The organism is Flagellimonas lutimaris, assembly GCF_003581615.1.
Classification (GTDB): domain Bacteria; phylum Bacteroidota; class Bacteroidia; order Flavobacteriales; family Flavobacteriaceae; genus Flagellimonas; species Flagellimonas lutimaris.
The window spans coordinates 25955-48014 of record NZ_QXFH01000071.1; the positions used below are offsets into that span (position 1 = coordinate 25955).

General features: G+C 39.1%; 22 protein-coding genes. 11 read left to right on the top strand and 11 right to left on the bottom strand.

All coding sequences use genetic code 11. From position 1 onward, the window contains the following. The first annotated feature begins 9 nt into the window (after nt 1-9). The 3 genes from D2V08_RS09155 (at nt 10) to D2V08_RS09165 (ending at nt 2148) form a co-directional block, all read left to right on the top strand. Nucleotides 10-549, top strand: a complete 540-nt coding sequence (locus D2V08_RS09155; RefSeq protein WP_119607788.1) for a GFO_1090 family protein — start codon at nt 10-12, stop codon at nt 547-549. Nucleotides 550-664: 115 nt separating this feature from the next. Next, a complete protein-coding gene (locus D2V08_RS09160; protein WP_119607789.1) occupies nt 665-1204 on the top strand; it encodes a GFO_1091 family lipoprotein in 540 nt (179 codons plus the stop codon). Nucleotides 1205-1332: 128 nt separating this feature from the next. Further along, nucleotides 1333-2148: a mechanosensitive ion channel family protein gene (locus D2V08_RS09165; RefSeq protein WP_119607790.1), complete on the top strand. Its 816-nt coding sequence runs from the start codon at nt 1333-1335 to the stop codon at nt 2146-2148. A gap of 99 nt (nt 2149-2247) precedes the next feature. On the opposite strand, the gene purB is transcribed toward D2V08_RS09165, so the two are convergent. Further along, a complete protein-coding gene (gene purB / locus D2V08_RS09170; protein ID WP_119607791.1) occupies nt 2248-3591 on the bottom strand; it encodes an adenylosuccinate lyase in 1344 nt (447 codons plus the stop codon). Nucleotides 3592-3637: 46 nt separating this feature from the next. Beyond that, the gene (locus D2V08_RS09175) at nt 3638-4210 is read right to left on the bottom strand and encodes a HEAT-like fold family protein (RefSeq protein ID WP_119607792.1); all 573 of its coding nucleotides are present in this window, start codon (nt 4208-4210) and stop codon (nt 3638-3640) included. A 33-nt stretch (nt 4211-4243) separates the two neighbouring features. Between D2V08_RS09175 and D2V08_RS09180 the strand changes: the two genes are divergently transcribed. Next, the gene (locus tag D2V08_RS09180; RefSeq protein WP_119607793.1) at nt 4244-4696 is read left to right on the top strand and encodes a heme-binding domain-containing protein; all 453 of its coding nucleotides are present in this window, start codon (nt 4244-4246) and stop codon (nt 4694-4696) included. Here D2V08_RS09180 and D2V08_RS09185 read toward each other — a convergent pair. Beyond that, a complete protein-coding gene (locus D2V08_RS09185; protein ID WP_119607794.1) occupies nt 4686-5378 on the bottom strand; it encodes an SIR2 family NAD-dependent protein deacylase in 693 nt (230 codons plus the stop codon). The two genes, D2V08_RS09180 and D2V08_RS09185, sit on opposite strands and share 11 nt — an antisense overlap. Before the next feature lie 100 nt (nt 5379-5478). Continuing rightward, complete coding sequence (locus D2V08_RS09190; protein WP_119607795.1) at nt 5479-7677, bottom strand: DUF5916 domain-containing protein; 2199 nt, start codon at nt 7675-7677, stop codon at nt 5479-5481. Nucleotides 7678-7826: 149 nt separating this feature from the next. Here D2V08_RS09190 and D2V08_RS09195 point away from each other — a divergent pair, with 149 nt between their 5' ends. Then, the gene (locus D2V08_RS09195) at nt 7827-8597 is read left to right on the top strand and encodes a S1/P1 nuclease (RefSeq protein WP_119607796.1); all 771 of its coding nucleotides are present in this window, start codon (nt 7827-7829) and stop codon (nt 8595-8597) included. A 4-nt stretch (nt 8598-8601) separates the two neighbouring features. Here the strand turns inward: D2V08_RS09195 and D2V08_RS09200 are convergent, their stop codons facing one another. After that, entirely contained in the window at nt 8602-9474 is an 873-nt protein-coding gene (locus D2V08_RS09200; RefSeq protein WP_119607797.1) for an AraC family transcriptional regulator, read from the bottom strand. Nucleotides 9475-9685: 211 nt separating this feature from the next. On the opposite strand from D2V08_RS09200, the gene D2V08_RS09205 reads away from it, so the two are divergent. Then, nucleotides 9686-10063, top strand: coding sequence for a hypothetical protein (locus D2V08_RS09205; protein WP_119607798.1), 378 nt, complete (start codon nt 9686-9688; stop codon nt 10061-10063). A 50-nt stretch (nt 10064-10113) separates the two neighbouring features. On the opposite strand, the gene D2V08_RS09210 is transcribed toward D2V08_RS09205, so the two are convergent. Continuing rightward, nucleotides 10114-10746 carry an MOSC domain-containing protein gene (locus tag D2V08_RS09210; RefSeq protein WP_119607799.1) on the bottom strand — a complete coding sequence of 211 codons (633 nt, stop codon included), beginning with the start codon at nt 10744-10746 and terminating at the stop codon, nt 10114-10116. Between the two features lie 72 nt (nt 10747-10818). Next, nucleotides 10819-11172 carry a DUF6249 domain-containing protein gene (locus D2V08_RS09215; RefSeq protein ID WP_119607800.1) on the bottom strand — a complete coding sequence of 118 codons (354 nt, stop codon included), beginning with the start codon at nt 11170-11172 and terminating at the stop codon, nt 10819-10821. 135 nt (nt 11173-11307) lie between these two features. Here D2V08_RS09215 and D2V08_RS09220 point away from each other — a divergent pair, with 135 nt between their 5' ends. Beyond that, nucleotides 11308-11886, top strand: a complete 579-nt coding sequence (locus D2V08_RS09220) for an RNA polymerase sigma factor (protein WP_119607801.1) — start codon at nt 11308-11310, stop codon at nt 11884-11886. Further along, nucleotides 11879-12289, top strand: coding sequence for a hypothetical protein (locus D2V08_RS09225; protein WP_119607802.1), 411 nt, complete (start codon nt 11879-11881; stop codon nt 12287-12289). The genes D2V08_RS09220 and D2V08_RS09225 overlap by 8 nt, the downstream gene beginning before the upstream one ends. On the opposite strand, the gene D2V08_RS09230 is transcribed toward D2V08_RS09225, so the two are convergent. The 3 genes from D2V08_RS09230 to htpG are packed head-to-tail and all read right to left on the bottom strand — an operon-like array spanning nt 12286 to nt 15965. After that, nucleotides 12286-12642 (bottom strand): DoxX family protein, encoded by a 357-nt coding sequence (locus D2V08_RS09230; RefSeq protein ID WP_119607803.1) that lies wholly within the window; start codon nt 12640-12642, stop codon nt 12286-12288. The genes D2V08_RS09225 and D2V08_RS09230 overlap by 4 nt on opposite strands. A gap of 6 nt (nt 12643-12648) precedes the next feature. Beyond that, entirely contained in the window at nt 12649-14019 is a 1371-nt protein-coding gene (locus D2V08_RS09235; protein WP_119607804.1) for a hypothetical protein, read from the bottom strand. Nucleotides 14020-14078: 59 nt separating this feature from the next. After that, the gene (htpG, locus tag D2V08_RS09240; protein WP_119607805.1) at nt 14079-15965 is read right to left on the bottom strand and encodes a molecular chaperone HtpG; all 1887 of its coding nucleotides are present in this window, start codon (nt 15963-15965) and stop codon (nt 14079-14081) included. A 323-nt stretch (nt 15966-16288) separates the two neighbouring features. Here htpG and D2V08_RS09245 point away from each other — a divergent pair, with 323 nt between their 5' ends. From D2V08_RS09245 to D2V08_RS09255, 3 genes are all read left to right on the top strand, one after another. After that, complete coding sequence (locus D2V08_RS09245; RefSeq protein ID WP_119607806.1) at nt 16289-16945, top strand: TetR family transcriptional regulator C-terminal domain-containing protein; 657 nt, start codon at nt 16289-16291, stop codon at nt 16943-16945. Nucleotides 16946-16950: 5 nt separating this feature from the next. After that, nucleotides 16951-18261 (top strand): ABC1 kinase family protein, encoded by a 1311-nt coding sequence (locus D2V08_RS09250; protein WP_119607807.1) that lies wholly within the window; start codon nt 16951-16953, stop codon nt 18259-18261. A 96-nt stretch (nt 18262-18357) separates the two neighbouring features. Beyond that, nucleotides 18358-19365 (top strand): 3-oxoacyl-ACP synthase III family protein, encoded by a 1008-nt coding sequence (locus tag D2V08_RS09255; RefSeq protein ID WP_119607808.1) that lies wholly within the window; start codon nt 18358-18360, stop codon nt 19363-19365. A 115-nt stretch (nt 19366-19480) separates the two neighbouring features. Here the strand turns inward: D2V08_RS09255 and D2V08_RS09260 are convergent, their stop codons facing one another. Then, complete coding sequence (locus D2V08_RS09260; RefSeq protein ID WP_119607809.1) at nt 19481-21931, bottom strand: TonB-dependent receptor; 2451 nt, start codon at nt 21929-21931, stop codon at nt 19481-19483. Nucleotides 21932-22060 lie beyond the last annotated feature (129 nt).

Sequence of the window (22060 nt, forward strand, 5' to 3'; positions counted from 1 at the left end):
CGTAACAAAATGAAAAAGTATATTTTAATAGTAGTATTGGCATTATTGCCATTGGCAGGATTTTCGCAATCAGTTTTTGATAAGTTTGAGGACCTGGACGATGTGACCACGGTAATCGTGAACAAGAGTATGTTCAATTTATTGGCAAAAATTGATGTGGAAGTAGATGATCCAGAAGCACGTGATTTTATGGAAATCGCCAGTAGTCTTAAAAGTTTAAAGGTTTTTACAACCGAAAACAAGAGCATTGGCGACGATATGAAATCTTCCGTGGACAGTTATCTAAGATCATCCAAAATGGAAGAGCTCATGCGTATCAAGGACAAGGATGCCAATGTGAAGTTCTACATTAAAGAAGGTAAGGATGCGGACCATGTGAGCGAACTTTTAATGTTCATCACCGGAATGAGCGAGGTCGAAGCCAATGGCCATAGGTTTGAAACAGTAATCTTGTCGCTAACAGGTGATATCGACCTGAACAATATCAGTTCGTTGACCAATAAGATGAACTTGCCCAAAGAACTGAACGAAGCTAGCAAGAAGAACTAAATTTATAATTCGGTTGACAATAATCGATTGGTAATTGTAACAAAAAGCAATAAAACCCAACTAATTATTGTCAGCTGTTTTTCAGTTTACTGAATCAATCAAAAACATAGAAAAAATGAAACATTTAATTAAATCCATAATGGTAGCCGGAGCTTTGCTTCTGGCTTCGTGTGCTTCGCAGCCAAGTCTGCAGGAGTATTATGTGGACAATTCTGAGAATCCGAATTTTTTGTCCATAGATGTTCCTGCGAGTATCCTAAAAATGGATGAGGCAAATTTGAACGCAACACAAAAAGAAGCTATCGAATCACTACGTAAATTCAATCTATTGGCCTTTAAAAAGAATGCCGATAATGAAGCTGAGTATGAGATTGAAAAGAAAAAGGTACGTGAGATATTAAAAGGCGATAACTTTGTAGAGTTAATGAAAATCAATTCTCAGTATGGCAAAGGTGTAATCAAATATTTGGGGGATGAGGATGCCATTGACGAAGTGATTATTTACGGAGATAGTAAAGACAAAGGATTTGCACTAGTACGTGTACTGGGCAAGGATATGAATCCTGCGCATATCATTCAATTAATGCAGGCCATACAAAAATCCGATTACAAAGGAGAAGGACTTGGTGAGATTGGAGATTTTCTAAAAGGATAAGACCAATCATCATAAATTTAGTAAAGGGCGACATTTGTCGCCCTTTTTCTTTTTAGGAAAATAGAAAAAGTGACCTAGTTTAGTATCTTAGTGTCTCAAAATAAGAACACTAACAAAACTATAACATCATGGAAAAAGCACAAGAATGGTTCGATTACGGTATTGAACTGGCCAAAGAATTTGGCCCAAAATTGATTACGGCACTCCTCATCTACATTGTAGGTATGTGGGTGGTCAAAAAAATCATTGGAGGCACTAGGAAGGTGATGTCCAAAAGTAAATACGACGAATCGCTTCAAAAATTCCTGTTAAACCTGTTCTCTTGGGCATTAAAAATATTTTTGATCATTATTGTTATCTCTAGATTGGGCGTGGATGTTACCACCTTCGCTGCTGTAATTGCAGCTGCCGGTCTTGCCGTAGGCTTGGCTTTACAAGGCTCACTTTCAAACTTTGCAGGAGGCGTGTTGATTATGATATTCAAACCCTATAAAATCGGTGATTTGATTGAAGCTCAAGGTATATTAGGAAATGTAAAGGGGATTGAAATCTTTACCACAAAACTGGTGACCCCTCAGAATAAGCTTGCCATTATTCCAAATGGTGCCATGGCCAATGGTAACATTATCAACTATACCGCAGAAGGAAAAATGCGTGTGGATACGGTAATTGGAGTGGGGTACGATGAGGACATCAAAAAAACCAAAGAAATATTGTTGAATGTATTGACCTCCAACGAAAAGGTGCTAAAAGACCCTCCACCATCTGTTAATGTAATGGAATTGGGCGATAGCTCCGTGAATTTTGCGGTTAGGCCGTTTTGTAAGCCAGAAAATTATTGGGATGTATACTTCGCGACCCATGAGAATTCTAAACTGGCTCTGGACGAAGCTGGAATTGAAATCCCGTACCCACATCAGGTGGAAATCCATAAACAAGCATAGACCTTATAATTGTTCTTTTGAGGAGACTTTAGGGATGTCACATCGAGTGCAATCGAGAACCAATTAAGACGTCTCGACTGCGCTCAAAATGCCAATGAACTAAACCCCGGTGTAATTTGCCGGGGTAATTTGTTTCAACTCAGCTTTAATGGAATCTGAAACGTCCAAAGTTTCAATAAAATCAGCGATGGATTTTTGGTTGATTTTCTCATTGGTACGTGTTAATCCTTTTAAAGCTTCGTAGGGGTTAGGATATCCTTCTCTTCTCAAAATCGTTTGGATGGCTTCGGCCACCACGGCCCAGTTATCCTCTAAATCCTGCTCAAACTTAGCCCGATTCAATACCAATTTGTTCAAACCTTTTAAAGTGGATTGGAAACCAACGATTGTGTGCGCAAAAGGAACTCCAACATTTCGTAGTACGGTACTATCTGTAAGGTCGCGTTGCAATCGGGAGATAGGTAATTTGGCAGATAAATGCTCAAAAATAGCATTGGCCAGACCAAGGTTTCCTTCAGAATTCTCAAAATCGATAGGGTTTACCTTGTGCGGCATAGCTGATGAACCCACTTCTCCTTTTTTGATTTTCTGTTTGAAGTAATCCATGGAAACATAAGTCCAAATATCCCTATCCAAGTCAATCAAGATGGTATTGATACGTTTTAGGCAATCGAACAAAGCAGCCATGTGGTCGTAATGCTCAATCTGGGTAGTAGGGAAAGAGTGGTGCAAACCTAATTTCTCCTGCACAAACTGCTTTCCGAACGCTCTCCAATCGTTGTTTGGGTAGGCTACTTTATGGGCGTTGTAATTTCCTGTTGCCCCTCCAAATTTCGCTGCACTAGGAATGTCGTTCAATAAATTGAACTGCTCTTTAAAGCGTTCCACAAACACATCGATTTCCTTCCCCAAACGGGTAGGGGAAGCAGGTTGCCCATGAGTTCTTGCCAACATGGGGATGTTTTCCCATTCCTTGGCAAGCTCCTTAAGTTTGTTGAAAACCTCTAGATACGAAGGTACATACACTTCGTTCATAGCTTCTTTTATAGAAAGTGGAATCGCTGTGTTGTTGATATCCTGTGAAGTCAATCCAAAGTGGATAAACTCCTTATACTTTTGAAGTTGTAAGGCATCAAACTTTTGCTTGATGAAGTACTCCACCGCTTTTACATCGTGGTTGGTGGTCTTTTCAATATCCTTTATGGCCTGTGCATCTTCCGCAGAAAACTCTTGATAGATTTTTTGTAATTCGGGAAACAATGCGGTGTTAAAATCGCTCAATTGCGGCAAAGGAACCTCGCAAAGGGCGATAAAGTATTCAATTTCTACTTGAACACGGTATTTGATCAAGGCCTCTTCCGAAAAATAATCTTTTAAGGTCTCGGTTTTGTTTCTATATCTACCGTCAATCGGCGAAATGGCATTAAGTGGAGTCAACGACATGGTCAGGAAAATTTTGAAAGCATCAAAGATACTTAAAGTCTTCAGTTTAGACGCCCAATTTGGCCAACTTATCCAGAGTTTTTTTTGCTCTGTTTTTATACCCCGTAGTACCTGTGGCGTAGGAGTCCTCCAATATCTGCTTGAGTTCGGGATGTACCCAGTCAAACTTTAAACCCAAATAATATAAACTGGTCATGGAAAATACTTTAGGCGCCATATTCATTGGGCCAATCAACCAATCAAAACAGGAAGTCATGATTTTCTCCAATTGGCCATCGGTAATATTTTGGGTAAAAACTTCGTCTTTTTTCTTAAAGTAGGCCTCGCAGACCATTTCGCAGACGTGTGCGATGGGGCGAATACAGGATTCCGTTTTTAATTCTGATAGTCGGTTGACGAAGTCTTCAAAAAAGGGGAGGAGGTAGGTGAGTTTTTTACGCATCAAATGGTCAAAAGTCCAACTGGCATTGAAGGTTCCCTCTTTATCCTCCAACAAAACTTCTTTAAAAAGTATTTGTGCCAATTGGGATTCTTTCTCAAGTTGTTGAACCAGAACATCTATTTGAGGTTTGGATATTCTACCGGAATTAAGTGTAATATGTAATTCTTCTTCAGTCACAAAAATTCAATATATTTACTAAAACCTTGTTCAATGAAAATAGTAAAAAAAATAGCAATTGTCTTGTTGGTCGTATTGATTGGAATGCAGTTTTATCGTCCTGAAAAAAATGTGTCCGAAGGAGACTATGTTGCTGCTTTTGAAACCGAGACCCAACCTTCGCCCGAGGTGAAAGAAATTTTAAAAACAGCTTGTTACGATTGTCATAGTGCCAATACCGAATATCCTTGGTATAATAATATTGCACCTGTTTCCTATTGGTTGGCAGACCATATTGAAGAGGGAAAAGAACATTTAAATTTTTCCGATTGGGAAAACTATGACTCCAAAAAGAAAGACCACAAGCTCGAAGAGGTTATCGAAGAGGTGAAGGAGGGTGAAATGCCTTTAAATGAATACACCTGGACCCACGCGGATGCGAAACTGTCCGATGAACAAATTAGTGCTCTGCTAGCATGGGCCGATGAAGCTAGGGCTAACTACTAAAAAGCTGTTCCACCAATGTAGGGACACCTTCGGCGGCGGTTTTTGGAATTACGGTCAGGTTCTCAAAATCCGATGAACGAATATTGGGCCTTGGGTCAATAAAATAGATCGGGGTTTGTTTGGGAGCGTAATGTATTAAACTTGCTGCAGGGTATACTTGCATGGAAGTTCCCACAATTATCAATATTTCGGCTTGTTGTGTTATTTGTGCTGCGGTTTCCAACATTGGTACCATTTCACCAAACCAAACGATATGCGGGCGCAATTGATTTCCATTATCGTCGGTATCTCCCAAAACCAGGTCCTTTTTCCAGTCCAGAATGTGATTTTCGTTGATGATGCTCCGGACCTTGAACAGTTCCCCGTGCAGATGAACGATATGGGAGCTTCCCGCTTGTTCATGTAGATCATCTATGTTTTGGGTAACAATGCTCACATCAAACGTTTGCTCTAATTGGGCAAGGGCCAAGTGCCCTTTGTTTGGGGAGACCTCCAGTAATTGACGTCTACGTTGGTTATAGAACTCCAGTACCAATTCCGGATTTTGGGCAAATCCTTGAGGAGATGCCACTTGCATAACATCATGACCTTCCCAAAGACCGTTTTCATCCCGAAAGGTTTTTAACCCGCTTTCGGCACTCATTCCTGCTCCCGTAAGCACTACAATTTTTTGTTTGGACATTTTTTTGCTGGTTCTGACAATTTTAGGATGACATATCAGTAATACCATCAATGATCATGTATCCAATCTGTCATACAATATACTAGATCTTGGGTTTTTGCTAGATATTGAGCCAGTACGTTAGCTTTAAGTTGATGGACCGGCTCCTGGGCATAAAGGAGTTTACAAAGTAATTGTCGTTGTACACCAGAAACAGGTCGGATAGTGGAGCAAATCGCCATTGTAATCGAGAATTGAACCCCAAATTATCCAATTGGTTTCCATATTGGATCAATGTAGACCAAAATATGGATTTGTTAAAGGTAATGTTGATTCGTGGACTCAACAATAAAATATCCTCACTTTCATAGGGTTCGGGTAATTTAATACTATTGTAAATAACTCCCATCGAAAGGAAGACTTTAGGTTGTAGCCTTAGGCTCATATCTCCTTCAAAAACATAACGCTTACCATTGTAAAACTCTCCATATCCAGGCTGCAAGGAGTAAGAGAAAACTTTTCTCCTATCACTTTGGAAAGATGTTTCAAAACTAGTGTAATAGTATCCTACATCTGCTGGTAGCTCAACGCCACCGTCGGTACCTGTTGGATCAAACGTGTCGGTTAGGTAAGTGTACCTGTTGAACATACGAATATTGAATCTCTCCTGCGTTTTAAACTGGGCCTCCCATTGGGAAAAAATAGTGTAATCGGTGTTCTGATAGTCCAATGTAGGTCTCCAGATAAAGTTGGGGCTAAATCGGAAACCATGGGTGTTCAATTTTCCTTTTTTTGGCCAAAAGTTTAACTCTGCAAAGGGTCTTGCAGCTACAATATCTTCTCTTCGAATGAAACCGAGGTCGGATCGAAAATCCTCGCCCACAAAATTTCCGCGAACCCCAAAATTGAAATATCTCGAATTGTATCGGAGGTTCATTCCGCCCGAACCGTTTCGGTCACCAATGTCGTGTGCAAACGCTTGGTGGTAATAAAATTTTCCTGTCCAGGTATTGTTTGGTGATGCGAGGTTATAATCTAGCCCAACAACACGATTGTACCTATCAATTTCATCCACAAAATCGTAATCTTCAAAAGTTTGTCGATTCACAAATATGAAGCTTAGGTTAGATCGCGAAAACATTTTTTTCTGTAATGCCAGAACTGTATTGTTGTTACTTGGAATTTCATTCAGTTCGTCTTCCTCCGTCTGAATATTTAAAAGTCCAAGTCGCCAATTCTTATTTAGCTTACCACTGAGCCTAACACCTCCAACAATTCCATTTTCTATGGTTTCTCCATCCTTATCTTCTGCAATACCTATCCTTCTTGAGAAAAAAGGATTGGCATCCCTTCCATTTCCAAAAGAACCAAACAGATCGCTGTTATCAATAAAGAATTGTCGCCTTTCGGGCAGAGAAACTTCAAAACGAGTAAGGTTGGTCACAAAGTTATCTACTTCCACATTGGAGAAATCTGGATTTAAGGTAACGTCAAGGTTCATTCCGTTTCCAATGGAAATTTTGGCATCACCTCCAAACCCCAGTTTGCTCAAATCCTCATTGTTTTCGTAGTCTTTGGCAACTATGCCATTCGTGTAAGGGATAAGTGCCATTGGAGTTCTGGATTTGCCCAATGGTTTTTCAAAAACCATATCGCCCATAAATGCCAAATTGAATATAAGTTGGTTTTGCGGAATTTTCATCCAAGTACTCGTCTCATTGGACTGCATATCGAAACGATAACTGTTGAAGCGCCATTTGGTCTCTCCTTGTTTGAACTTGAAGGAAGTCAAAGGAATGGCAATTTCGCAGATATAATAACCATCATACAATTTAGTTTCACCCTTCCACTTTACGTCCCAGGAAGTAGTAAAATTGTTGCGGTCAGCTCCGCCATTGGAGATTAAAGCCTCCCGGCGCACCCCATAGGGATTCATACCAAAAAGAAAAGCATTGGTGCCATCATTAAACGTATCGAACATCAAGCTTATGTTATCGTTGCCTCCGGCCCTATAATCTCTTTGTAGCGATGGGATTACGTAATTATCTCCTTCAGTGTTCAATTTTATCCCAATGTACAGGGTAGTATTGGAATATAACATTCGAATGTCCGTTTGCTGAAAGGCCAAGGTTGAGTCGGATGGGAAATATTGATTAAAATCATGGGCGCTTTCCGCGGTTTCCCACACACTTTCGTCCAAAATACCATCTATTTTTATGATATCGGTGATATACTTAACGGTAAAACTTTTGGAGTTCGATTGTGAAAAGATTGCTAACGGCAAAAGAATTGTAGCGAGTACAAAACATTTTTTAAACATTGTTCGAGTTTAGTTGGAGCTTCAAATTTAAGAGTTACATAGTTAAAAAAATCCCAAAATTTTAAAATACATTGCTGTTTGGCAAAACATTGTAAAAATTAGCAGTAAGAATTACTTTAAACTACTCCTTTATTAAGAGACGTTAAAAAATGAAAAAAACCTTATTGTTATTATTTTTATTTCCTGCAATTATTTTTGGCAACACTATTTGGAGCAAAACTGGACATCGCGTAACGGGTCAAATTGCTCAAAACTATTTAACCGGAAAAGCCAAAAGAGCGCTGAGCGACCTGTTGGATGGTCATAGCCTTGCCTTTGTTTCCACGTTTGCTGATGATATTAAAGCGGACCGTTCATATTCTAAATATTCTGCCTGGCATTATGTAAACTATCCCTTGGGGGAGAATTACAAAGATTCCGAAAAAAGCGAGTATGGGGATATTGTAATGGCCATTGAAGAGTGTATTGCTAAAGTAAAGGATAAAAATAATTCAAGAGAAGATCGTGTCTTTCATTTGAAAATGCTGATTCATCTCATAGGGGACTTGCACCAACCTATGCATGCAAGTAGGGAAGAGGATAAGGGTGGCAACGATATACAGGTGCAATGGTTTGGTCAAGGAAGCAACCTACATAAAGTATGGGATAAGAACTTGATAGATTCTTATGGGATGACGTACACGGAACTTGCCTCAGAACTGAACGGGGTAAGTCGGCAGAAAAGAAAAGAAATTCAGTCTGGATCCATATATGATTGGGTAGATGAATCTCATAAAATATGTGATCAACTTTATGACTCCGTTGAAGTTGGGGAAAAACTTGGGTACCGTTATTCGTACGACCACAATAATTTATTGTTCCAGCAGCTTCAAAAAGGAGGCTTGCGTTTGGCCAAGGTGTTAAATGATGTTTTCGGATAAATGATTAGGACTGAAGTACTGTCTTCAATTGATTTCTATATTCCGAAGGGTTTTGCCCAGTAAACGCCTTAAAAGATTTATTAAAGTGGGAAAAATTGTTGAAACCACTATCATAACATACCTGGGTAATACTTATGGGTTGCTCCGCCAATAATTTCGATGCATGCACCAATCTATACTCATTTACAAACTGAGTAAACGTTTTGTTCGTGATTTTTTTGAAATACCTACAAAAGGAAGGAACAGTCATGCTTACCATGTTCGAAATCTGCTCTAAGCTAATATCTTCTTTAAAGTTAGTTTTTACATGATTGAAGACAATATTGATACGGTCGTTGTCCTTCACTTCGGTCTCGATGGAGAAGCCTTCGGCATTCAACACATTCATTTCACTGGAGGTGGCCAGAATATTCAATATATTAAGGATGGACAGTAACCGTTGAAAATCTGTCTGGTATTCCAAGATTTCCATTTTTTCCCCAACCTTCATTTTTGTCTTTCCAGAAAATGCAATACCACCCTTGGCAACCTCGAATAACTTTTGGATATTTTTCATTTCTGGAATATTGAAGAAGTCACTTCCCAGAAAATCAGCTTTCATCTGCACCAACGTTTCACTTTTGTTACCGGTGAGTTTATCGGTAAAACCACAATGCGGTAAATTGGAACCAATTAGAATAAGATCTCCGTTCCTATAATAGGATACGTGACTACCAATTTGTCTTTTTCCAGAACCCCCGTTCACATATACCAACTCCAATTCTGGGTGATAATGCCAACCATTGTTTTTGTTCTCATTGTTTGCGTTGAACTTTTGAAAGGTAAATGAGTGACCAAAACTTGGGGCTATTGCTTCAAATGCTGGTTTTTGATTCATAGATGCAATTTTTTCCGATTAGGATAAAGGTAAAAAACCAATAACCATGCAAATATCTACAATGTTACCGTAAAGTTATGCTATTTTATCATTAATACTATGTTAAAAGAATTAGCGTGTTAATATAGCATATAAAGTGGAAAAGATGGTGGTATTTCTGCACACTGTTCTAACCTACATTTGTACTGTAATCTTAAAAAAACGAAGTGTTATGAAAGTATTAAAAAATGTAACAGTAGTAGCGGCCCTTTTACTAAGTGCAATCGGGTTGGCAAACACAGAAGCAACCGACTTTGGTAAAAAAACAGTAGCCAAATATGAGGTTGAAAAGAACTTGGTAAAAGTAAACCTTGATCCGGTATTCGTAAAGAAAGGTCAGAAAATCATGATGAACCTTTTAAATGTTTCTAAAGGTAAGGTGCTTTTAAAAGTATATGATAGCGAAGACAGACTTGTTTTTGATGAAGCTATCGACGGTGACCTCGTTGTTGAAAAGGCATTCAACTTCGAAAAAGCTTTTAAAGATGAATATACCATAGTTGTAGTTGACAAATTTGGAACCTACACAAAGACAATGGTTGTAAGATAGTTTGTTTAGTTAATTTTTATGTGCATTGGGGACCGGGAGGTCCCCTTTTTTTATGCCCATTTTTTAAGTTTTTCCCTTTTTTTCAAAGGAAGTGCTTCATTTTGTATCGCCATTTGCAACACATCCTGATTCTTGGTCTTCGAAAAAAGCAGATTATAGAATTGTTGTACGGTCAAGGTGCTTTTGGATTCTTCCACAAGTTCCATGGGGTCTCCAATAGATACTGTTCCCGGTTCCAAAATTCTGATATAGGTGCCAGGAAATCCATGGTCAATAAACTGTTTCAATATAGTTTGGTCACCAAAACGAATACCTAATTTGTAGCAGGGTTCTCTTGGCTGCGTAATCTGTACCAAAGCGGTACCCAGTTTATAAGTGCTCCCTATACGTATTTGAGATTCATCCAATCCCTCTACCGTCAAATTTTCCCCAAACATGCCCCAGTTCCAATCCAAAAGGGGATATTTTTCTTTCCAATAGCCATAGTTGTCCGTTGAAAACAGATAACAGGCTTTGTAAATACCACCATGGTGCTTTCGGTCAACAACGGTATCGCCTTGCACATCTTCTGTATCCAAAAAAAGCGGTGTATCAACAGGATATTTGTAGATGCCTGTTGTGGTTGCTTTATTGTTCCAAACAATTTTAGTTGGCTCGCCGAGGTTTGTGGAAATAACTTTCATACCGGCAAGTTAAAAAAAACCACCGCTTGTAGCGGTGGTCCTTCATTTAAAATTAAGTGATGTAGAAAAGGATTAATCCTCCTTTTCCAATTTTTTGGTCATGTTGAAACCTACCATAAGTCCAACACCTGCCAATAAGAAGATGGTGCCTGGGTACGCCACTTCTTCATCAACCCCTAAATTGTAACTTAAAATGGAGGCAACAAAAATGGCTACTCCAATACCCATCAATAATAAAGAAAGGTTAAGAATAACGATTTTCCAGAATGGTGCTGCGCCTTCTCGTTTTCCGCGCACAAAAATACTGGCGTCCGCACCTTTTTCGATTAAGGCCAACCGTTCTTTATTTCTGGTTGAATAATAAAGGTAGGCAATCGCCAAAATGACTCCGAAAATAATAGGTATAATGATTACTTCTGATCCCATAACTGTTCGTTTTAATGATTATTCGTAATTTATTTGTTCATAAGCTATGACGACAGTTTTTACAAAGAGGTTACATGTTTTAATAAAATTTATTTTTTGTGTAACCTAAATTGCGCTTTTGGCGTCCAATGAACAATGCTGACCAACAAAGAAAAAGAATTGATTTCGGAAATACGCAAAGGTAATACCCGCGCGTTTTCCAATTTGGTGGATGGTTATAAAGACTTGGTCTTTATGCTGGCCATACGAATGTTGGGCAATCGAGAAGAGGCGGAGGAAGTATCGCAAGATGTATTTATTAAGGTATACAAGTCTTTGCCCAATTTTAAAGGAGATTCCAAAATATCCACTTGGATTTATCGGATAGCCTATAACACCTGTTTGGACAGGATTAAAAAAATAAAAAAGAAAAGGATGCATATGGATTTGGACCATATAGATCAAATTGCTTATGCGGATTTGGATACGGCTTTTGATAAAATGGTACAGACTGAACGCAGCGAAATGATAGAGCGATGTCTGTCAAAATTATCGGCAGAAGATGCAGGAGTGCTAACTTTGTTTTATCTTGAGGAAAAGAACCTGCAAGAAATAGAGGAAACAACCAATCTTCCTGTAAACACATTGAAGGTAAGGTTGTTTAGGGCCAGAAAAAGGTTGGCCAGTGTTATGGAAAAGAATTTGAACAAAGAAATATTGCAGAGCAATGGATGAACTAGAAAATAAAAAGCTAGAAGCTTTGGTAAATAAAATGATGGAAGATGCGCCATTGGATTCGCCTTCTGTGGATTTTACCCAAAATGTGATGCAGAAAATTGTGGCGGAAGCACATAATGAAGTTTTTCAATATAAGCCGATAGTGTCGGGTAAGGTTTTGTCTTTTATATTTATAGCTTTTACTGCATTGCTCATTTATCTTGGTTCACAGGTAGGGCTGGACAGTGGGCAAGGTTGGTTCAAAGACTTACATGTGGAAACTTGGTTTCAGGCTAATTGGGATTGGATGGGACATTACAATTCTTCGAAAGTAATGGTTTACGGCTTTCTATTTCTGGGGCTTATGTTTTTTGCCCAAGTCCCTTGGTTAAAAAAGCAGTTGAATAAAACTGCTTTTTAGAGATAGGCGTAGTAATATGCCCAATACATCAAGAAAAATTGTAGTGGAATCCGCAGAATCAGGATCCATTTGGGAATGCCGGCAGAAGCTTTTTCTCCTGAAAGCATATAAAAATGCACCAATAAGAACACGCCTAACATTAAAATAATACCAAAAGTGCTCAATTGTCGGGTAGCCTCGAAACATACCCCTATTCCCAATAAAATTTCGGCAATACCACTTAAGTAGACCAAAAGCTTATGGTTGGGAAGGTACAGCGGCATGATGCGCATATACATCTTAGGTTTTATAAAGTGCATGATGCCAGCAAAAATGTACATTCCCGCCATTACGTAAAGGTGCCAAGGTGCCATAAATATCTAGTTTTTATAATACCAAAAAGGTAAAATAACATCTGTAAGAGTTACCACTGTATCTTTTTCCTTTCTTTTTCGTCTTAGGCGAATTAGATGTTTGCCTTCATCAAGATTGGATATTTTAAGGAAGGCTTCAAATCCAAGGATGTTTTTTATGCCCGTGGTCAGGATAAAGTCTTCGTCCAGGTCAACTGTGTCTATTTTAAAAGAGTACATTTCGTTAAACGTTTTCAAGTATACTTTACGAATACTGTCTTTTTGACGTGCACTTGTAATCTCTTTGCTCCAATTCGAACTTACTTGAATACTGCTGGAGAGCCCCCTGCGATCTTTTTCCGGGGTCAGTGAATCGTTGTACGCAAAAACACGATTCTCCAAATTTTCTGAAAAAGGAACAAAAACATTTAAATAGGGTTTGGTAATAACTTTGGAAGGAATGACCACCTGTCCTGGGAAGTCGCCTTCTTCGGTCATCATGTCTAAATAGTTTTCCTTTTTGGCAAATATACTGGACGATCTTTGTTCCTTATCGAGATAATTGGACTGCCTGTATTCCAAACTCGTTATCATCAGAATAATGATGTAAATCGGTGCCAAGAGCAAAATCAGTCGTTTTCCGAAACGGTTATCCAGAAAATTGTAGACCAAAGGTCGATACAGAAACGAAAGGGTTATAAAACTGAAAATCCAATAAATGGGAAAATATATTCGTGATATCCACTTCTTCTTTTTTAACCACCCTTGGGTAATGAAATCGATAAAGGTGAGGAACATTCCGATAACGATAAAAATGATAAGAAAGGCCCCAAATACACTGCCAAACGCTTTCGGGAACAAATCACCTTCTATGACATAATTGGCTACAAACACAATCGAAAGTATGATCATTGTCATGGCCAGAACGTAAAATATCAGCAGAAATGAAATAGCGAAAAGTACACTGCAATAGTTTTCCAGATTGGCAATATATCTGTCAAAAGAAATGATACGCTTTTTTAAATAATTGGTAAAGCGTTCAGAGTAGCGAAGTTTTTCAAATTCGATATCACCAGAAACATACCGGAGCCCCAATGCGCCGATCCATAACCCTCTCAAGATAACATGGAGTAATAGGTTGAACAAAAGAATGGAGCAGGCAATGTTCAAGATAAAATATACAACGAAGCGATAAATTTGATCCTCATTCTCAGCATTCAACATTTCTACCCGAAGAGGTTCATATGCCGTAAAGAGACCAAAAATGGCAAAACCGGAGATGATAAGTTCCAACTCCCAGCTTTGCTGTTGCAGGGAATCCAATAATTTTTTAAAAGTTGGACTATTGTAATCGTTGTTGACCACGGTTTGATTGGTTTGTCCAACCAAGATAATCATAAAATGCAAAAACCGCTCATTATGAGCGGTTTTGCATTGTTGATTATAGAAAAAACTAATTATTTGATCATATCGTAGCTTCGGGCAATAAAGTTCGTAAGCTCCTCACCTTTTAGCAATCCTTTGGATAGCCGTGCCAAATCCAAGGATTGGTTGATCAATCGTTGGCGCTTTTTCGCGGTCTTGGTGTTCAAGATTTCGCTGACCAATTCGTGGTTGGTGTTAATGATAAGGTTGTACATGTCCGGCATATTGCCCATGCCAAACATACCACCGCCTCCGGTTTGCTGCATTTCCTTCATTCTTCGCATAAACTCAGGCTCGGTGATAATGAATGGTGAAGCACTACTTTCCATGGCCTCCATTTGAATGGTGTACCCTTTATCTTTGGTCACCTCTTCAATTTCGGTCTTTAGCTTTTCTTTTTCCTCTTCGGACAATTTTGAAATTGCAGTATCCTCTTTTTTGATGAGGTTATCCACGTGATCGGCATCAACCCTTACGAAAGATAAATTTTCTTTAGAGGTTTCCAATTTTTGCATCAAATGTGGTACAATCGGGGAATCCAACAAGAGCACTTCATATCCTTTAGTCTTCGCAGCTTCAATATAGCTGTGTTGTGCCTCTTTGTCAGAAGCATAAAGTACTACCAGTTTGTCATCCTTATCGGTCTGGTTGTCCTTGATTTTAGCTTCTAATTCTTCAAACGTATAGAAGTCGCCATCAACCGAAGGGTAAAGTGCAAACTTGTCTGCTTTTTCAAAGAATTTATCTTCGGAAAGCATTCCATACTCTATCACTACTTTGATGTCATTCCACTTTTGCTCAAAATCCTCACGGTTGTTTTTGAAGAGTGAAGTCAATTTATCGGCTACTTTTCTTGTGATATAGGAAGAAATCTTCTTTACGGCACCATCGGCCTGCAAATAAGAACGTGAAACGTTCAACGGAATATCTGGAGAATCAATGACTCCTTTCAGCATGGTCAAGAACTCAGGAACAATACCTTCCACATTGTCCGTTACGAACACTTGGTTCTGGTACAACTGAATCTTATCCTTTTGAATATTGAGGTCGTTTGTCAACTTTGGAAAGTACAGGATACCCGTTAGGTTGAATGGATAATCCACGTTCAAGTGAATATGGAACAAAGGTTCCTCAAACTGCATTGGGTAAAGCTCACGGTAGAAGTTTTTGTACTCTTCATCACTTAAATCGTTGGGCTGCTTCGTCCACGCTGGATTTGGATTGTTGATGATGTCATCCACTTCTTGTGTAGGAGCAGGATCATCTTCCTTGGCACCTTCTGGTTTGGGAAGGGTTTCCGTTTTTGTTCCAAACTTAATTGGAATAGGCATGAACTTATTGTACTTGACCAATAGTTCACGGATTTTGGCATCTTCCAAAAACTCTGTGGAGTCCTCTGCAATATGAAGTATAATTTCTGTACCTCTTTCTTTTTTGTCGCTTGGTTCAATGGAGAATTCGGGTGAACCATCACAGCTCCAATGCACCGCAGGCTCATCTTTATGACTTTTAGTGATGATTTCCACTTTTTCCGCTACCATAAAAGCGGAGTAGAAACCAAGACCAAAATGCCCAATAATACCGGCATCTTTCCCGGCATCCTTGTATTTGTCCAAAAATTCTTCCGCACCGGAAAAAGCAACTTCATTGATATACTTTTTCACTTCCTCCTCGGTCATACCGATACCTTGGTCTATAATATGGATACGTTTTTTGTCCTTGTCCACCTTCACCTCGATCATGGGGTTGCCATATTCTACTTTTGCTTCTCCAATAGAAGTCAGGTGCTTTAATTTTAAGGTTGCATCCGTAGCGTTGGAAATAAGTTCCCTTAGGAAAATTTCGTGATCACTGTATAGAAATTTTTTGATCAAGGGAAAAATGTTCTCTACTGAAACATTGATTTTACCTGTTGCCATCGTTTTATTGTTTTATTCTTTTGGTTCTGATAGGTCAAAAAAAATACCAGAATGTCAAATATGACAAACTGACATTTGACTACTATAATTCCTTTAAAGGAAAAGTTTTAACAAAACTTTGTTTATTAATAAATGAAAAACATTAAACAAAATATGTATCTTTACAACGTTATGGGAAAACTGCTATGAAATAGTACTACTATAACAAGTTTGTTTATTTATTGGTTAGGTTGTGAAAATGCACTTTCGCTCGGAAGTGCATTTTCTTTAAAAGCTCGATTACGTCTCCTAGCCAACTTTTAACCCTTCAAAAATTACCAAAAATGGCAAATACTACTAAATCCAAAATCACCGAGGATAAAATTGTAAGCTTGTTCATGGAATCTGTATTGGAAAATGAAAAGGTGCCAAGCTCGGTATTCAAATTCTGTAAGGAACATAAAATAAAGGAAGAGGAGTTTTATGGTTTCTTCGGTTCCTTTGAAACGCTGCAGCAATCCATTTGGAACAAATTTTTTGACAATAGTTATGGATTGATGCAAAAGAATAAGCAATATGCCTCCATGACAAATGAGGAAAAGATGCTTACTTTTTTCTTTACCTTCTTTGAAAACTTGACCTTGAACAGGAGCTATGTTTTGTTCATAATGAAAGAGCATAAATACTCCTTTGAAGGTTTGACACAACTTAAAGGACTTCGCAAAAGGTTCAAAGATTTTGCCTCTACCCTTATTGAGGAAAGAAACGAGGAAAAAAACCTCAAAGCATTTAAATACAATGCACCCTTGTTTTCAGAAGGTGCGTGGTTGCAGTTTCTTTTTATCTTAAAATTCTGGATGGAGGATGGTTCTCCTGGCTTGGAAAAAACAGACATTGCCATAGAGAAGTCCGTAACTACTATTTTTCAAATATTTGAAAGTACACCATTGGAGAAAATCGTGGACTTTGGAAAATTCCTGTACAAGGAAAAATTCGCATAAGGCTAATGAAAAGTTTGGATACCATTCCCACAGGGAAAATTGAACGGGCAGGAAAGCTTGTTAAAACAGGGGTTAAAATAGGGGGCAACTACGTAAAATACTACGGTAAGAAGTTGGTTGATCCCCAGACCTCAAAAGATACTTTGGATCAAGACAATGCAGAGGATATTTATGATGGCCTAAAAAGTTTGAAGGGAAGCGCCCTAAAAGTGGCACAAATGCTCAGCATGGAAAAGAACCTATTGCCCCGTGCCTATGTGGATAAATTCTCCTTGTCACAATTTTCAGTTCCTCCATTGTCGGCTCCTTTGGTTCGTAAGACCTTCAAAAAATATTTAGGGAAGTATCCAGAGGATATTTTTGATGAGTTTGAAAAAGATTCTGTCAACGCTGCCAGTATTGGACAAGTGCACCGAGCTGAAAAGGATGGGATAAAATTGGCAGTAAAAATTCAATATCCAGGAGTTGCGGAAAGTATTAGCAGTGATTTGGCCTTGGTGAAACCTGTTGCGATTAAAATGTTCAATCTAAAAGGAAAGGATTCCGAAAAATACTTTAAAGAGGTTGAGCACAAATTGGTAGAGGAGACCAACTATATTTTGGAATTGGAGCAAAGTGATGAAATAACTACTGCATGTTCCGTAATTCCAAATATGCAGTTTCCTAAATACTATCGAGATTTATCCAGTGAGCGCATTTTGACCATGGATTGGATGCAGGGAATCCATTTGGGAGAATTTACCCAAACCGAGTTTGATGTTGATTTAGGCAACACATTGGGGCAGGCCCTTTGGGATTTTTACATGTTCCAAATCCATAAGTTGAGAAGGGTACATGCAGATCCGCATCCGGGTAATTTTTTGGTGAGTTCGGAAGGAAAATTGATTGCTATCGATTTTGGTTGCATTAAAGAAATACCCGAAGAGTTCTATGTGCCTTATTTTGAACTGGCCAAAGAGGAAAACATCAATAATGATGAGGTGTTTATGGAGAAATTGTACGAACTGGAAATTCTGACCCCAACCGATTCCGAGGAGGAATTGAAATTTTTTACGGCCTTGTTCAAGGAGATGCTTACCATTTTTACTTCACCATTTCATAAGGAAACATTCGATTTTGGTGATGAAGGTTTCTGGTCCAAAATCGCAAATCTTAGCGAACGGTATTCCAAAGACGAACAAATCCGCAAAATGAATGGAAACCGTGGGTCTAAACACTTTTTGTACATAAACCGCACATTTTTTGGGCTTTATAATCTTTTGCACGACTTAGAGGCCAAGGTGGAGGTGAGCCATTTTGAAAAGTACATGGACTAATTTTGTTAATAAATATCCAGTTCTTGGGATATATTTTTTACTTTTCCGTTACTTAGCCCAGTATTTTTTAAAGATTCAATATTTAAGCACTTTGTAATGTATAACTCAAGAATATCAGGATTGGGATTTTATGTCCCTGAAAATGTGGTCACTAATGACGATTTGTCTAAAGTGATGGACACGAATGACGAATGGATACAAGAACGCACAGGTATCAAGGAAAGGCGTCATGTGGTTAAAGGTACCGATACCACTACTTCCATGGGGGTAAAGGCGGCGCAAAAAGCAATCGAACGTGCGGGAATTGATAAGGATGACATTGATTTTATCGTTTTTGCTACCCTGAGTCCTGATTATTATTTCCCTGGACCAGGAGTTTTGGTTCAGCGCGATTTAGGGCTTAAGACTGTGGGAGCACTGGATGTTAGAAACCAATGTTCAGGTTTTGTGTATGGAATTTCCGTGGCGGACCAATACATAAAAAGCGGTATGTACAAAAATGTACTTGTCATTGGCTCCGAGCTACATTCACATGGTTTGGACATGACCACTCGGGGTAGAGGCGTATCCGTAATTTTCGGTGATGGTGCCGGCGCAGCGGTTCTTACCCGTGAAGAAGATACAGCAAAAGGAATCCTATCCACCCATTTACATTCTGAAGGACAACATGCCGAAGAGCTTTCTTTGGTCGCTCCAGGTATGGGAAAACGTTGGGTAAACGATATTATCGCAGATAATGACCCTGAGGATACTTCTTATTATCCCTATATGAACGGACAATTTGTGTTTAAGAATGCGGTAGTTCGATTCAGTGAAGTAATTATGGAAGGGTTAAAAACCAATAATCTTGGTCCAGAGGATATCGATATGCTGATTCCGCATCAGGCCAATTTGAGGATATCCCAATTCATTCAAAAGAAGTTTGGTTTGAAAGATGACCAAGTATTCAACAATATCATGAAATATGGAAATACCACAGCTGCATCCATTCCTATTGCGTTGACAGAGGCATGGGAAGAAGGAAAAATCAAGGAAGGCGATTTAGTGGTCCTTGCTGCTTTTGGTAGTGGCTTTACTTGGGGCAGCGTGATTATTAGGTGGTAATCTTTCGAACAAAAGAATTTTAAAATAAAACCCCGATCCTTTAGGATCGGGGTTTTTGATTGATGCCTTCACAAGATAACCAACCAACACTCGAATATGGGGCATCAATATTTTTTTATAGGATTCCGCCACCACCTTGTTTGGTGTTGCTATCCCTTCTTTTACGTGACTTGGCACGGTTTTTTCCACTTCCAAATCGGTAGGATAGTCCAACATATACATTGTTGCTCTCCCAGTTAAAAGCACCTTCTTGAGCGTATGGAAAATCTCCTTCAAAAGCGAATCGCATGGTATTGAAAATATCGTTGTAATTTACACTTAGTGTACCTTTTCCTTCTGCAAAGCTGTAGCGTGCTCCTAAATTCACAAAGTACATGGGATTGGCATCGAACTGTATGCTTTTGTTTCTTCCACGATAGAATCCAAAGGCCTGAACTGTCAGTTTTTTGGTCACGGTAAAGCTGTTGTTCATCCTTAAATTCCAAGCCGTGTTGTCAACTTTTACTCTTTCTTCTACAATATCATCCTCGGTCGGATTGGGGTCTGTGGTGTCAAATGTTTCCGTAAGCCCACGTTGTGTTTGTGAGAATAGGTCGAAACTACCGTTGATGCTCCACCATTTTATGGGTTTGTAATTGGTTGATAGCTCAAAACCATAAGCGGATGTTTCATCAAAATTATCGAAGGTCAGAATGGTCTTGTTCAAATCCAAACGGTCCACATAAACGGCTCTGTTGATTTCGTCCGTAATGCTTCTGTAGAAAACACCACCTGTAATACTTCCATTTTTTATTCTTTTGGTGTAATTGACCTCATAGGAACTGGTAAACTGTGGAACCAAGTTTGGGTTTCCAAAGGAAGATATCAGAGGTGTTGCAAATTCCCTGATCGGGTTTACTTGTTGTAGCCCCGGTCTATCTACACGTCTGCTATAACTCACTTGCAACTGGTCTTTTTCGTTTGGCTTGTAAGTAAGGAATCCAGATGGGTATATTTCGGTATACTTATCGGTAAAGGCACGTACGGCATTGGTATCCGCTTTAACCTGCACATCTTCGATGCGTACGCCCATTTGATAGGACCATTTTTCATATGACTGTCCAAAAGTGGCGTAGGCGGAGTAAATATCCATGGCATACACAAATTCTGTGGATGGCGTAGGTACCAAGTTTCCTTGAGAATTGAAAGTTTGTCCGGTAGAGGAATAATCCACGTTGGTTTCAAAGTTTCTGGATTGCAATCCAATTTCCAGTTTGGAAATACTGTCCAATGGGTTCACGTAATCTAAATTTGCCGTTGTTTGGGTACGGTCAGTATCTACAAAATCCATATAGTTTGGATAGGTTGTTGCGCCAGTGGAACTGAAATTAGCATCTTGTTCACTTTTAAACTGATTGTGGTCCACTTCCAGTTCTATGTTGTGCCCTTCCTTGTTAAAGTCCAATTTGTAATCAAAATTATATTGCTCGCTGCTGTTATTGGAGTCGTCAAAGAACAACTGGGTTACATTTCTGGACATATCATTGAAGTAAGTAACCTGAGTTTTACCATCTCCGGTTCCGTCAAAAATGTTTTGATTAGTGAAAAAGGATATGGTGTTTTTGTCGTTCAGGTAAAAATCTACTCCTAATTTGTAGAGGTGGGATTTGTTGTTGTTGAAAAAGTCAAATTTTTGGCGTGAGTTTTCGTCAATACGTAGTATGCTGCCATCGTTCACATATTTACCAATATTGTTACCATAGTTTCCATAAAAATTGAATTTGCCGTTACGGTAGTTTAAATCGATGGAGCTATTAAACTTGGCCTCGATACCTTTGGTAAGACCTAAATTCACGTTTCCGTTAAAACCGATATTGGCGTTTTTGTGCAAAACAATATTGATGATGCCGCTCATCCCTTCGGGATTGTACTTGGCAGATGGGTTTGTGATGAGTTCTATGGATTTAATCGAGGTGGACGGAATTTGCTTGAGCAATTGTGCCACGGGAACGTTGGACAATTTACCGTCCACCATTACCCGTACATTGGAGTTGCCGCGCAACGAAATTTCACCGGTTTGTGCATCCACATTTACAGATGGGATGTTGTTCATTATATCCGATGCCGAAGCACCAGCGGTGGTAAGGTCTTTCCCTACATTGATTACCTTTCTGTCCACACGCTGTTCTATGGTTGTGCGTTCGGCTACCACTTCTACGCCTTCAAGCTCTTTGGTCTCTTCTTCCAAAATTACAGTGCCCAGATTAAGGCTTCGTTTTCCCTTGGCTATTACCAGTTTTTGAGAATAGGTTTTGTACCCGATAAATTGTACCTCAAAAATAAAGGCGCCATCGGGCAGTTTTTTGATTTCAAAGTTTCCGTCCTCGGTGGTAATACCTCCGGTAATGGTCTTTGTGCCATCCTCAGATTTAATGACAACAGCGGCATAGGCCACAGGTTGGTTAGAAACATCGTCAACAACTTTTCCGTTGATGATGCCCAGTGCGGTGTCGGGGTCGTTTGCTAAAGAAGTAAATGGGGATGTCATGCACAGCAATAGTGCGAATAGAAAGCTCAGATGTCTCATGAGTAGTTCGTTTTTTGATTGATGATTAGATTGATTGACTGATGATATTTTTAAGACGCCTAACGCTATGGAATGTTACACGAGAATTTCATTTTAACATTCTTTAACAGGATAGCAATGCGAAATAAC

Excerpts from the sequence above, each read along its gene's own strand:
- D2V08_RS09155 (WP_119607788.1), top strand. The coding sequence starts at position 10 with ATGAAAAAGTATATTTTAATAGTAGTATTGGCATTATTGCCATTGGCA.
- D2V08_RS09160 (WP_119607789.1), top strand. The coding sequence starts at position 665 with ATGAAACATTTAATTAAATCCATAATGGTAGCCGGAGCTTTGCTTCTG.
- D2V08_RS09165 (WP_119607790.1), top strand. The coding sequence starts at position 1,333 with ATGGAAAAAGCACAAGAATGGTTCGATTACGGTATTGAACTGGCCAAA.
- purB (WP_119607791.1), bottom strand. The coding sequence starts at position 3,591 with ATGTCGTTGACTCCACTTAATGCCATTTCGCCGATTGACGGTAGATAT.
- D2V08_RS09180 (WP_119607793.1), top strand. The coding sequence starts at position 4,244 with ATGAAAATAGTAAAAAAAATAGCAATTGTCTTGTTGGTCGTATTGATT.
- D2V08_RS09185 (WP_119607794.1), bottom strand. The coding sequence starts at position 5,378 with ATGTCCAAACAAAAAATTGTAGTGCTTACGGGAGCAGGAATGAGTGCC.
- D2V08_RS09190 (WP_119607795.1), bottom strand. The coding sequence starts at position 7,677 with ATGTTTAAAAAATGTTTTGTACTCGCTACAATTCTTTTGCCGTTAGCA.
- D2V08_RS09195 (WP_119607796.1), top strand. The coding sequence starts at position 7,827 with ATGAAAAAAACCTTATTGTTATTATTTTTATTTCCTGCAATTATTTTT.
- D2V08_RS09200 (WP_119607797.1), bottom strand. The coding sequence starts at position 9,474 with ATGAATCAAAAACCAGCATTTGAAGCAATAGCCCCAAGTTTTGGTCAC.
- D2V08_RS09205 (WP_119607798.1), top strand. The coding sequence starts at position 9,686 with ATGAAAGTATTAAAAAATGTAACAGTAGTAGCGGCCCTTTTACTAAGT.
- D2V08_RS09210 (WP_119607799.1), bottom strand. The coding sequence starts at position 10,746 with ATGAAAGTTATTTCCACAAACCTCGGCGAGCCAACTAAAATTGTTTGG.
- D2V08_RS09215 (WP_119607800.1), bottom strand. The coding sequence starts at position 11,172 with ATGGGATCAGAAGTAATCATTATACCTATTATTTTCGGAGTCATTTTG.
- D2V08_RS09220 (WP_119607801.1), top strand. The coding sequence starts at position 11,308 with ATGCTGACCAACAAAGAAAAAGAATTGATTTCGGAAATACGCAAAGGT.
- D2V08_RS09225 (WP_119607802.1), top strand. The coding sequence starts at position 11,879 with ATGGATGAACTAGAAAATAAAAAGCTAGAAGCTTTGGTAAATAAAATG.
- D2V08_RS09230 (WP_119607803.1), bottom strand. The coding sequence starts at position 12,642 with ATGGCACCTTGGCACCTTTACGTAATGGCGGGAATGTACATTTTTGCT.
- D2V08_RS09235 (WP_119607804.1), bottom strand. The coding sequence starts at position 14,019 with ATGATTATCTTGGTTGGACAAACCAATCAAACCGTGGTCAACAACGAT.
- htpG (WP_119607805.1), bottom strand. The coding sequence starts at position 15,965 with ATGGCAACAGGTAAAATCAATGTTTCAGTAGAGAACATTTTTCCCTTG.
- D2V08_RS09245 (WP_119607806.1), top strand. The coding sequence starts at position 16,289 with ATGGCAAATACTACTAAATCCAAAATCACCGAGGATAAAATTGTAAGC.
- D2V08_RS09250 (WP_119607807.1), top strand. The coding sequence starts at position 16,951 with ATGAAAAGTTTGGATACCATTCCCACAGGGAAAATTGAACGGGCAGGA.
- D2V08_RS09255 (WP_119607808.1), top strand. The coding sequence starts at position 18,358 with ATGTATAACTCAAGAATATCAGGATTGGGATTTTATGTCCCTGAAAAT.
- D2V08_RS09260 (WP_119607809.1), bottom strand. The coding sequence starts at position 21,931 with ATGAGACATCTGAGCTTTCTATTCGCACTATTGCTGTGCATGACATCC.